General features: G+C 71.9%; 9 protein-coding genes. 3 read left to right on the top strand and 6 right to left on the bottom strand.

From position 1 onward, the window contains the following. The first annotated feature begins 6 nt into the window (after positions 1 to 6). Positions 7 to 810, top strand: a complete 804-nt coding sequence (locus tag ACFWN1_RS27135) for a helix-turn-helix transcriptional regulator (RefSeq protein WP_384367222.1) — start codon at positions 7 to 9, stop codon at positions 808 to 810. A 26-nt stretch (positions 811 to 836) separates the two neighbouring features. Here ACFWN1_RS27135 and ftsY read toward each other — a convergent pair whose 3' ends face one another. From ftsY to ACFWN1_RS27110, 5 genes are all read right to left on the bottom strand, one after another. Continuing rightward, positions 837 to 2,042 (bottom strand): signal recognition particle-docking protein FtsY, encoded by a 1,206-nt coding sequence (ftsY, locus tag ACFWN1_RS27130; RefSeq protein WP_384367219.1) that lies wholly within the window; start codon positions 2,040 to 2,042, stop codon positions 837 to 839. A 279-nt stretch (positions 2,043 to 2,321) separates the two neighbouring features. Continuing rightward, complete coding sequence (locus ACFWN1_RS27125; protein WP_384367216.1) at positions 2,322 to 3,740, bottom strand: sugar porter family MFS transporter; 1,419 nt, start codon at positions 3,738 to 3,740, stop codon at positions 2,322 to 2,324. Positions 3,741 to 3,968: 228 nt separating this feature from the next. Then, complete coding sequence (gene smc, locus ACFWN1_RS27120) at positions 3,969 to 7,544, bottom strand: chromosome segregation protein SMC (protein WP_384367213.1); 3,576 nt, start codon at positions 7,542 to 7,544, stop codon at positions 3,969 to 3,971. A gap of 256 nt (positions 7,545 to 7,800) precedes the next feature. After that, complete coding sequence (locus tag ACFWN1_RS27115; RefSeq protein WP_030808525.1) at positions 7,801 to 8,004, bottom strand: hypothetical protein; 204 nt, start codon at positions 8,002 to 8,004, stop codon at positions 7,801 to 7,803. A gap of 382 nt (positions 8,005 to 8,386) precedes the next feature. Then, the gene (locus ACFWN1_RS27110; RefSeq protein WP_384367210.1) at positions 8,387 to 8,668 is read right to left on the bottom strand and encodes an acylphosphatase; all 282 of its coding nucleotides are present in this window, start codon (positions 8,666 to 8,668) and stop codon (positions 8,387 to 8,389) included. 179 nt (positions 8,669 to 8,847) lie between these two features. Here ACFWN1_RS27110 and ACFWN1_RS27105 point away from each other — a divergent pair, with 179 nt between their 5' ends. Together ACFWN1_RS27105 and ACFWN1_RS27100 are read left to right on the top strand one after the other, a co-directional pair. Next, on the top strand, positions 8,848 to 9,912 hold the full coding sequence (locus tag ACFWN1_RS27105; RefSeq protein ID WP_384367207.1) for a CAP domain-containing protein: 1,065 nt from the start codon (positions 8,848 to 8,850) through the stop codon (positions 9,910 to 9,912). Between the two features lie 309 nt (positions 9,913 to 10,221). After that, positions 10,222 to 10,623: a winged helix-turn-helix transcriptional regulator gene (locus ACFWN1_RS27100; RefSeq protein WP_384367204.1), complete on the top strand. Its 402-nt coding sequence runs from the start codon at positions 10,222 to 10,224 to the stop codon at positions 10,621 to 10,623. On the opposite strand, the gene mutM is transcribed toward ACFWN1_RS27100, so the two are convergent. Further along, a complete protein-coding gene (gene mutM / locus ACFWN1_RS27095; RefSeq protein ID WP_384367201.1) occupies positions 10,596 to 11,456 on the bottom strand; it encodes a bifunctional DNA-formamidopyrimidine glycosylase/DNA-(apurinic or apyrimidinic site) lyase in 861 nt (286 codons plus the stop codon). The two genes, ACFWN1_RS27100 and mutM, sit on opposite strands and share 28 nt — an antisense overlap. Between the last annotated feature and the right edge of the window lie 115 nt (positions 11,457 to 11,571).

Here is an 11,571-nt window from a genome sequence, read left to right as displayed (position 1 = left end):
GGGGAAGTGATCAGCGAACCGGCCATCGGCGGATTCCCCGGCGCGTTGCGCGAGTGGCGCACCCGGCGACGCGTCAGCCAGCTGGAGCTGGCCGTGCGCGCCGGTACGACACAGCGGCATGTCAGCTTCCTGGAGAGCGGGCGGTCGGCCCCCGGCCGGTCGATGATCATCCGGCTGGCCGAGTCCCTGGGGGTGCCGATCCGCGAGCGGAACGAACTGCTCCTGGCGGCCGGCTTCGCCCCGGCCTACCCGCAGACCCGTATGGACGCCGCCCGGCTCGAACCGATCCGCGCCGCCCTCGAACGGATACTGCGCGGCCACCTGCCGTATCCGGCGGTGGTCGTGGACCGGCACGGCGACCTGGTCTCGGCGAACGCCGCCTTCGGCGCCCTGACCGCGGGCGTCGCCGCGCACTTGCTCGAACCGCCGGTGAGCGTGCCGCGGGTGCTGCTGCATCCCGAGGGCCTCGCACCGCGCATCGTCAATCTCGACGAGTGGGCGTGGCACATCGTCGACCGCGTGCGGGACGAGAACACGCGGAACCCGGACGACCGGCTGCGCCGTCTGGCGGCCGAACTCACCGCCCTGGCGCCGCCGCGCCCGCGTCCGTCACCGGACCATATGGGCTTCGCCGTCCCCCTGCGGCTGCGGGCGGACGGCCCGCCCGACGGCAGGGAGATGACGCTCGTCACCACGCTCACCCACTTCGGTACCGCCACCGATGTCACGGTCGCCGAACTCCGGCTGGAGGCGTTCCTCCCGGCCGACGCGGCGACCGGCGCCATGCTGGCGGAGCTCGCCGGGCGGTGACCGACGCGAGTGGTGCGGCGCGGGGGTCAGTCACCGAGGAGCGCGTCCACGAAGGCCTCGGGGTCGAACGGCGCCAGGTCGTCGGGGCCCTCGCCGAGGCCGATGAGCTTGACCGGGACGCCCAGTTCCTTCTGCACGGCGATGACGATGCCGCCCTTGGCGGTGCCGTCGAGCTTGGTGAGCACGATGCCGGTGATGTCCACGACCTCGGAGAAGACACGGGCCTGCACCAGGCCGTTCTGGCCGGTGGTGGCGTCGAGGACGAGCAGCACCTCGTCCAGCGGGGCGTGTTTCTCCACGACGCGCTTGACCTTGCCCAGTTCGTCCATGAGACCGGTCTTGGTGTGCAGCCGGCCTGCGGTGTCGATGAGCACCACGTCGACGCCCATCTCCTTGCCCTCCTTCACCGAGTCGAAGGCGACGGAGGCGGGGTCGCCGGCCTCCGGGCCGCGCACGGTGTGGGCGCCCACGCGCTCGCCCCAGGTCTGGAGCTGGTCGGCGGCGGCGGCGCGGAAGGTGTCGGCGGCGCCGAGGACGACGGTGCGGCCGTCGGCGACCAGGACCCGGGCGAGCTTGCCGGTGGTGGTGGTCTTGCCGGTGCCGTTGACGCCGACGACCATCACGATGCCGGGCTTGCGGCTCTCGGGCTCGGTCCTGACCTCGCGGTCCAGGTCGGTGCCGACGAGCTTCAGCAGTTCCTCGCGGAGCAGGGCCCGCAGTTCCTCGGGAGTGCGGGTGCCGAGCACCCTGACGCGCTCGCGCAGCCGCTCGACCAGTTCCTGGGTGGGCTGGACGCCGACGTCGGCGGTGAGGAGGGTGTCCTCGATCTCCTCCCAGGTGTCCTCGTCCAGGTGCTCGCGCGACAGCAGCGTGAGCAGGCCCTTGCCGAGGGCGTTCTGGGAGCGGGAGAGGCGGGAGCGCAGCCGGATGAGACGTCCGGTGCTGGGCTCCGGGATCTCGATCTCGGGGGCCTTCGCGGCGGCGGGGGGCTCCTCGACGGTGGTGGGGGCGCCGCCGCCGGGCAGATCCACCTCCTCGATGGTCCGGCGTTCTTCGTCGCGCGGGGTCTCGGCCTCGTCACCGACGTGTGGTTCGGCGGGGGGCGCGGTCAGGTCGGGTGTCGAGGGCGGGGGCGGGGGCAGCGGCTTCTTGCGCCTGCCGGTGACGAGGAGCCCGCCGAGCGCGCCGAGCACGACCACAGCGATGACTACAGCAAGGATGATGGTTTCCATAACCCGACCAGTATCGGCCATGGGGTATCCGACGAAGGGGCTTCCACGCACCTGGCATTTCCTCCGGGAGGCGAATGCCGCGGAGGTGGCGGAGTCGGCGGCACCGATGGGCCGGCCGCGACCGGCCTCGGCGCGGCGGTCGCCGTCAGCGGGCGCGCCGACCGGCGCCGCAGGACACAACACCGCCCCCATCCCCGGCAGTGGCCGGGACGGGGGCGGTGGAGGCGCGAGGAGAGGGGCAGCGGGGACTTGGCCCTTCTCCTCGAGTCCGGGGGGCGCTCAGCCCATCTCCTCCAGGGTCTTGCCCTTCGTCTCCTTGACGAACTTCAGGACGAACGGGATGGAGAGCGCGGCGAAGACCGTGTAGATCACGTACGTGCCGGAGAGGTTCCACTCGGCCAGCGACGGGAAGCTCGCGGTGATGGCCCAGTTGGCGATCCACTGCGCGGACGCGGCGACACCGAGGGCGGCGGCACGGATCCGGTTCGGGAACATCTCGCCGAGGAAGACCCAGACCACCACGCCCCAGGAGAGGGCGAAGAAGAGAACGAAGATGTGGGCGGCGACGAGGGCGACCCAGCCCTGCGTGGCGGGCAGCTTGCCGTCGACCAGGTGGTAGGAGAACGCCCAGGCTTCCAGCGCGAGACCGACGACCATGCCGACCGAGCCGATGAGGGCCAGCGGCTTACGGCCGACGCGGTCCACGAAGATCATGGCGATCACGGTGCCGATGATGTTGATGATCGACGTCGTGAAGGAGTACAGGAAGGAGTCGGTGGGGTCGACACCGACCGACTGCCACAGGGTGGAGGAGTAGTAGAACGCGACGTTGATGCCGACGAACTGCTGGAAGACCGAGAGGCCGATGCCGATCCAGACGATCGGCTTGAAGAAGAAGCCGCCGCCGAGCAGGTCCTTGAAGGACGACTTGTGCTCGGACTTCATCGCGTGCTCGATCTCGTAGACCCGCGCGTCGAGGTCGACGTCCTTGCCCTCGACCTCGGCCAGGATCTCGCGGGCGCGCTCACGGCGGCCGACGGAGAGCAGGAAGCGCGGGGACTCGGGGATGGCGAAGGAGAGCAGGCCGTAGAGGACGGCCGGGACGACCATGACGCCCAGCATGACCTGCCAGACCTCGATGCCCAGCAGCTTGCCGCGCTGGTCGCCGCCGGCGGCGTTGAGCAGGCCCCAGTTGACGAGCTGGGAGATGGCGATGCCGATGACGATCGCGGCCTGCTGGAAGGAGCCGAGCCGGCCGCGGTACGCGGGCGGGGCCACCTCGGCGATGTAGGCCGGGCCGATGACCGAGGCCATGCCGATGGCGAAACCGCCGATGATGCGCCAGAAGGCGAGGTCCCACAGCGCGAACGGAAGGGCGGAGCCCACGGCGCTGACGGTGAAGAGGACGGCGGAGATCTGCATGCAGCGGATACGGCCGATCCGGTCGGCTATGCGGCCGGCGGTGGCGGCGCCGATGGCACAGCCGATCAGCGCGATGGCGATGACCTGGGCCAGCGCGGCGGAGCCCACGTCGTAACGGTCGCGGATGGCCTCGACGGCGCCGTTGATCACGGAGCTGTCGTAGCCGAACAGGAAACCGCCCATCGCGGCGGCGGCCGCGATGAAGATGACGTGCCCGAGATGTTCGGGGTGAGCCGACCTGGCTCCTGGCTGGGGTGCCTGCGCTGTGCTGGTCACGTGTAACTCCTCGGGCCACGGCAACGCTGCCGGGTGGGGGGGCGAGCCCTTCCAGGTTCCAGTGGCGCACAACTTGGCGCTACTTACACCTGAAGGTTAAAGCAACGTTGCAGAGACTATGTCTTCAAGTTCCGAAGTCACTACTCGGATCAGTATGAGTTAGGAGATACTCCGACACTTAGTTCGTTCAAGAAGTAAACGCAAACGCCATGGACCTTGAGAGAACGACTAACGCAGCCGCTGTGAGATGACCTTCGACACACCGTCGCCCTGCATCGAGACGCCGTAGAGCGCGTCGGCGACCTCCATCGTGCGCTTCTGGTGCGTGATCACGATCAGCTGCGAGCTCTCCTGAAGCTCCCGCATGATCCCGATCAGCCGCTGGAGGTTGGTGTCGTCCAGGGCCGCCTCGACCTCGTCCATGACGTAGAAGGGGCTGGGGCGGGCCTTGAAGATCGACACCAGCAGCGCTACGGCCGTCAGCGACCGTTCGCCGCCGGACAGCAGGCTGAGCCGCTTCACCTTCTTCCCCGGCGGGCGCGCCTCCACGTCCACCCCGGTGGCCGACATGTCGTCCGGGTCGGTCAGCACCAGCCGCCCCTCACCACCGGGGAAGAGCCGGGCGAAGACGCCCTCGAACTCGCGGGCGGTGTCCCGGAACGCCTCGGTGAAGACCTGCTGCACCCGCTCATCTACCTCCTTCACCACCTTCAGCAGATCGGCCCGTGTCTTCTTCAGGTCCTCCAGTTGCTCGCTGAGGAACTTGTGCCGCTCTTCCAGCGCCGCGAACTCCTCCAGCGCGACCGGATTCACCTTCCCGAGCTGCTGGTAGGCGCGCTCGGCCGACTTCAGCCGCTTCTCCTGCTCCGCGCGATGGAAGGGGCGCGGCTGGTTACGGGGGTGCCCGGGGTCCTCCGGCAGCTCCTCACCCTCCGCCGGCGGGGAAGGCGGCACCGGCTGGAGCGGGCCGTACTCCGCGACGAGCCCCGCCGGCTCCACCCCGAGTTCGTCCAGCGCCCTGGCCTCCACCTGCTCGATGCGCAGCCGCTTCTCCGCGCCGAGCACCTCGCCCCGGTGCACCGAATCCGTCAACTTGTCCAGTTCCGCCTTGAGTTCACGACCCGCCCCGCGCGCGTCGGCCAACTCCCGCTCACGGGCCGTCTTGTCGGCCTCGGCCGCGTCGCGCTCCCGCTGGGACCGGGCGAGAGACACCTCGATGTGCGCCAGCAGCTGCCGGGCACCGTCCGCGACCGCCCCGGCGACGGCCGCCTCGTGGCGCAGCCGGGCCCGCCGCCGCTCCGCACGCGCGCGTGCCTCGCGCTCCGCACGGGCGGCCCGGTCCAGCGAGTCGGCGCGCCCGGCGAGCCCCTTCACCCGCTCCTCGTGCGTACGCACCTGAAGACGGGCCTCCATCTCCGTCTGCCGCGCGTTGGCACCGTCGGCGGAGAGCCGGTCGCGTACGGAGGTGTCGGGCTCCTCCTCGGCCGGGATCTCCTCGGCGACGGCCAGCCGCTCGGCCAGTTCCCCGGCCTCGGCGACGGCACGCTCCAGCGCCTCCTGGGCACGGGCGGCGGCCGCTGCCGACCGTTCCGCCTCTCCGGCGGCGCCCCGCGCCTGCCCGGCGAGCCGGCCGAGCTGCTGGGCGACGGCCGACTTCTCCCGGTCGGCGGCCCGGCGCCGCTCCCCCACGTCCTCCACGAGCGCGGCGGCCTCGGCCCGCACCCCGGCCGCCGCCTCCTGCGCCCGCCCCAGCCCCTCGCAGCGCACGGCCAGCTCCGCCAGCCCGGCGGCGGCCTCGTCCACGGCGGCCCGCACCTCCAGCAGACTGGGCGCCCCGGCCGAGCCCCCCTCCGCGAAGTGCGCCCCGAGCAGATCCCCCTCCCCGGTCACCGCGACCAGCTCGGGCCGCGCGTACACGGCCGCCTCGGCCTCCTCCAGCGTCCCCACCACCACGATCCCCCGCAGCAACCGCCGCACGGCGGACATCAGCTCGGCGGGACCCCGGACGAGATCGGCGGCGAACGGGTACTCGCCCGCTGCCTCCTGCCTGCCCCCCTCGCCCCCCTCTCCCCCCTCTCCCCCCTCCCCCGTCGTGACCAGCATCGGCGCCCGGCCCGCCTCCTCCTTCCGCAGGTGGCGGATGGCTTCGGCCGCCGACGCGGGGGTGGTGACGGCCAGGGCGTTCGCGGCGGTGCCGAAGGCGGCGGCGAGTGCGGTCTCGTGGCCGGGGGCGACGGTGAGGAGGCCGGCGGCGGGGCCGAGGACGCCGGTGAGGCGGTGGCGGGCCGCCAGCAGGGCGCCGGTGCCGTCCTTGCGGCGCAGGCCGAGGGCGAGGGCGTCGTGGCGGGCGCGCAGGGCGGCCCGTTCGCGTTCGGCTCCGGTGACGGCGTCTCGGGCGGCGCCGAGTGCTGCCTCCGCCTCGGTGAGCCGCAGCCTGGCCGCCTCGTGCCGTTCGGCGAGATCGGCGTCGTCCGCGTCGAGCCCGTCGACCTCGGCCCTCAGCGTCTCGTACTCCTCCTGGGCGTGGACCGCGCGTTCCTGGGCCTCGTCGCGGCCGGCGACCAGCCGGTCGATCTCGGCCTGGGCGGAGGCGGCGCGGGAGCGGGCGGCGCCCGCCTTGCCGGACAGCCGGGCGAGGCCCTCGCGGCGGTCGGCGATGGCACGGGCGGCATCCTTCAGGCGCCGTTCCTCGGCGGCGAGCGCGTGTTCGAGTTCCGCGCGGTGGGCCACGGTGTCGTCGAGGGCGTGCCGGGCCGCGTCCAGGGCGGCTTCCAGCTCGGCCTCCTGCTCCCGGACGCGGGCGGCCTCGCGTTCGAGGTCCTCGGGTTCGCGGCCGCGCCGCTCCTCGGGAGGCGCGGAGGTCGCGCTGCGGACGCGGGCCTCGGCCAGCGAGACGGTGCCGCGCACCCGTTCGGCCAGTTGGGAGAGGTCGTGGAAGGTCTGCTGGGCCAGCTGGAGGCGTGGCGCGAGCCGTCGTACCTCGTCCTCGACGCGGGTCTCACGCTGGAGGGCGTCGCGCAGCTGGCGTTCGGCGGTCTCCTTGCGTTCCTTGAGGGCGGCCTCGTCGGCGATCTCGGCGCCGAGCGCCTCACGGAGCCGTACGAGGTCGTCGGCGAGGAGGCGGAGGCGGGCGTCGCGCAGGTCGGCCTGGATGACGGCGGCGCGGCGGGCGACGGCGGCCTGGCGGCCCAGCGGCTTGAGCTGGCGGCGGAGTTCGTCGGTGAGATCCTGCACGCGCGCGAGGTTGGCCTTCATCGCGTCGAGCTTCCGCAGCGCCTTCTCCTTGCGCTTGCGGTGCTTGAGGACGCCGGCCGCCTCCTCGATGAAGGCGCGCCGGCCCATGGGGTCGGCGTGCAGTACGGAGTCCAGCTGGCCCTGGCCGACGATGACGTGCATCTCGCGGCCGATGCCGGAGTCGGACAGCAGCTCCTGGATGTCCAGCAGGCGGCAGGTGTCGCCGTTGAGCTGGTACTCGCTGCCGCCGTTGCGGAACATGATCCGCGTGATGGTGACCTCGGCGTACTCGATGGGCAGCGCGCGGTCGGAGTTGTCGATGGTGAGGGACACCTCGGCGCGGCCCAGCGGCGGACGGCCGGTGGTGCCGGCGAAGATGACGTCCTCCATCTTGCCGCCGCGCAGCGACTTGGCGCCCTGCTCGCCCATGACCCAGCTGAGCGCGTCCACGACGTTGGACTTGCCGGAGCCGTTCGGGCCGACGACACAGGTGATGCCCGGCTCGAAGCGGAGTGTGGTCGCCGAGGCGAACGATTTGAAGCCGCGGAGGGTCAGGGCCTTGAGGTGCACGCGGCCGGACTTTACCGGGCAGGTGGTATCTCACTCCACGAACACTCGCAACCCCACGGTTTCGCCCATGTACACGAAGGGCACACCATTTGTTGAAGGGGTTGAAAGGATGCGCGGGGGAAAGAACTGAGGGACGCCGAAGCGTCCCTGAGGACTCGGACGGACGGGCTCCGCCGTCCGGTCTACCTGAAGCGAGTGCCACGCAAGCGGTTGATACGGGCGGGCCCGACCGCCGCGACGGGGTGCGACGCGGCGATCAGGTGAGCGCAGGCTCCGCCTGGTGTGCGTCGATGCTCTCCATGATCCTGTCCTGAGAAGCGGCAGCCGTCAGCGCGTCGTTCTCCGACTGGATCCGAGTCAGCTCGGATTCCAGATCCTGTACGCGCTGCTGGAGCCGTCGCATCTCGGCGAGGAGTCGCGGGTCGGAGCCGCCGACGTAACCGAGAAGCGCCTTTGCCATGATGGATGGTCCTCCACACTGAGTGACCGACCTATGCGGTTGGGTCGTGAGGGATTCGCACCCGGCATGCCTGGCACACGCTGGTGTTGCACTGCCGTTCGCCATGCCAAACAGCCAAGATGCGCGGGGCTTTCAGCGTCTCACCAAAAAGTTTGACGGTCAACACGATCACACCCCGTATTGGGGGGCGCACCCGCTGCACGCGGCCGGTGGACGGCGGCGCTGCTGCTCCTGCGGGGCCCTCGGGGCGCGACGATCAGCTGTACCTACGGGAGCCTGCCACGCCGCGCCGTTCTTGGCAACCACCAGCCTGTTTCCGCTCCGGTCACCCCTTCGGAGCACGCCCGCGCGGGCGTGAAAGAGGGTCTCGGGCGATGCCGGATCAGCGGATGGCGAAGCCGTCGTAACCGCCGCGCGGTGTGTCCCAGATCTCGGTGACACCGTCGACCCGGCCGGGCGTGTCGGCACCCCGGAGCCAGCCGAGCAGCCCCTCGCAGCCCGCGCGTGGCCCCTCGGCGACCACTTGGACCCGTCCGTCGGCGAGATTGAGAGCAAAACCACTCAGCCCGCCGATCTCCAGCGCCCTGGCACGCGCGAACCAGCGGAAACCCACTCCCTGGACCTGTCCGCGCACCCACGCGACCAGCCGTACTTCCTCACTCATGACCGCAATCTAGCCGCCGGATGTCCCGCGAGACGCACCCTGCCCCAGTGGTATGCGGTACCGTCCCGGTCCAATGACTCTCATCTGAAACTCACTCGATGGAGTGAGTTGGTTCGGCCAGGGGGTAACGCCGCGACCCGGCGTCGGCCGACCGCGAGTACGAGGAATGGGGCAGGGGCATGGGACGCCATCGACGATCCGGTTCGGTGAGCTCGGGACCGGAGTCGTACGAACCCAGGGTTGCGATGCCGCACCAGCGGCCGCAGGCGTACGCCGGGACCACCGTCCGCAGCGCGGACTATCTGTACGCCACCGACGACGAGCGCAGAGCCCTGGAGAACGACTTCGCCGCCAGGGTCGGCACGCGGCAGCGCGGTCACCGGCGCGCCAGGAAGGCCGCCACCCCGGTGCGCACGGGTCTGCTGGGGGTTTCCGCCGCCGTCGCCCTCGGCACGGCCGCCGTGGCCACGGGCGCGGTGCCCGGCCTGCAGAACTACCGGATCGGCGGCACCACCTCCGGGCCCGGTGAGACGGTGCAGGCGGTGGGCGACACCGGCAACGTGGCCAGCGAGCAGGGCGGTTCCACCGGCAGCGCGGACACCCCAGGCACCCCGGTCACCCCGGGCGCCCAGGGCGCCCCCGTCACCGCACCGTCGGCGGGCGACCAGCGCACCACGACGCCGGCGTCCCCGGCCCCGTCCGCCCCGGCGTCGGCCCCGACCTCCCAGGCCCCGGCCCCGAAGCCGGCCCCGTCCAAGCCGGCCGCCGACCCCGCGCCCGCCCCGAAGCCCAGCGAGGCCCGGACCAAGGCCCCGGCTCCCGAGCCGAAGGCGCCGGTGGCCTCCGCCGCGGTCAACGTGTCGGCGCAGGCGGCTGCCGAGGCCGAGGTGCTGCGGCTGGTCAACGTGGAGCGGGCGAAGGTCGGTTGCACCCCCGTGGCAGCGAACTCCGCGCTCACCGGGCTGGCCGAGGCGTTCAGCAGCGACATGGCCGCGCGCTCCTTCTTCGACCACACCGACCCCGACGGCGCCAGCCCCTGGGACCGCGCGGCGAAGGCCGGCATAACGGGCCTCGGCGGCGAGAACATAGCCCGCGGCCAGACCGACGCGGCGGCCGTCATGGAAGCCTGGATGAAGAGCCCCGGCCACCGCGCCAACATCCTCAACTGCGACTTCAAGACCCTCGGCGTGGGCATCCACCAGGGCTCGGGCGGGCCTTGGTGGACTCAGGACTTCGGCTACTGAGCGAGTCGGCCCGCCGCGCCCGGAGGCGTTTGACGCCTGTCGCGGTCCAGACCGGTACGGAGACGGCGGCGCACAGGACGAGGGCGAGTGAGCCGCCCTCGTCCGGGCGGTCGATGAGCCGTACGACGGCTGCCGCGGCCCAGATCGCGGCGATCAGGAACGCCGCCGCGGGGCTGTTGCGCGCCCATGTCCATGACCTGCGGTACCGCACGATGTCCCCTCCCCGTCGACCGACTCCTACCCTCGATCGCGCTAACCCATGGTTAGTGCATCCTGGCGGTTAGCGTCCCGCTCGCCTACCCTTGCGCTATGAGCGGGAGTATTCAGGAGCGGGCCGGCGAGGGGTTCGACTTCGACGTGTTCGCCAGGGCCTGTCCGTCGCGCGGGACGCTGGAGCATGTCACCGGGCGCTGGGGCGGCCTGGCGCTGGGCGCGCTGTACGACGGGTCGCTGCGGTTCAACGAGCTGCGGCGGCGGGTCGCCGGGGTCAGCGAGAAGATGCTGTCCCAGACGCTCCAGGCTCTGGAGCGGGACGGGCTGGTGCGCCGGGAGGCACAGCCGGTCAACCCGCCCCGCGTGGACTACGAGCTCACCCCGCTCGGCCGCCGGGTCGCCGAGCGGCTGCTCGCGCTCATCGAGTGCGTGGAGGGCGCCATGGACGAGGTCCTCGCCGCCCGCGCCCGCTACGACGAGACGCGTGGCGCCCGCTGACACTTCGGGCAGAAGTAGCTGGACCGGTTCATCCAGGGGCGCCGCAGCATCGGCGTACCGCAGCGGCGGCAGGGCAGGCCCTCGCGGCCGTAGGCGTCCAGGGAGCGGTCGAAGTAGCCGGACTCGCCGTTGACGTTGACGTACAGGCTGTCGAAGCTGGTGCCGCCGACGTCGAGGGCCGCGTTCATCACCTCCCGTACGTGGCTGAGGAGTTCGGCCGTCACCGGGCGGGTGAAGGTGGCCGTGGGCCGCTCGTAGTGCAGGCGGGAGCGCCACAGCGCCTCGTCCGCGTAGATGTTGCCGACCCCGCTGATCAGCGACTGGTCCAGCAGGGCCCGCTTGATCGTGGTGCGCTTGCGGCGCAGCGCCTGGTGGAACACCTCGTCGTCGAAGACCGGGTCCAGCGGATCGCGGGCGATGTGCGCGATCACGTCGGGCAGGCCCTCAGCGGTGTTGTCGTGCAGCGAGAGTCCGCCGAAGGTGCGCTGGTCCACGAAGCGCAGCTCGGTGCCGAGGTCGTCGGCGAACCGGACCCGGACCCGCAGATGCCTCTCGTCCGGCGCCGCGTGCGGCCGTACCAGCAGCTGGCCGCTCATCCCGAGGTGGGCGAGGACGGACTGCCCGGTGTCCGCGAGCGGCAGCCACAGGTACTTGCCGCGCCGGCTGGGCGTGCCGAACCGGTGCCCCTTCAGCCGGTGCGTGAAGTCCTCGGCCCCCGCCAGGTGCCGCCGTACGGCACGCGGATGCAGCACCTCGGCCCCGGCGACGGTACGCCCGCCGACCCACCGCTCAAGACCCCGCCGGACGACCTCGACCTCGGGCAACTCGGGCATGACGAACCCCCTGTGGGAAACCGTGTGGAAGAGCCGAGGGCCCCCCCCCCTCGGTCGGGGGGGGGGGCGCGGGGGGTAATTTTGGTGAAGGGGGGGGGGGGCGCGGGTTGTGGGG

This window comes from Streptomyces sp. NPDC058459, assembly GCF_042721685.1.
In the GTDB taxonomy this organism is placed as follows: domain Bacteria; phylum Actinomycetota; class Actinomycetes; order Streptomycetales; family Streptomycetaceae; genus Streptomyces.
Note: the sequence above shows the minus strand (reverse complement) of the source record. Positions and strands in the feature narration are given on the sequence as shown.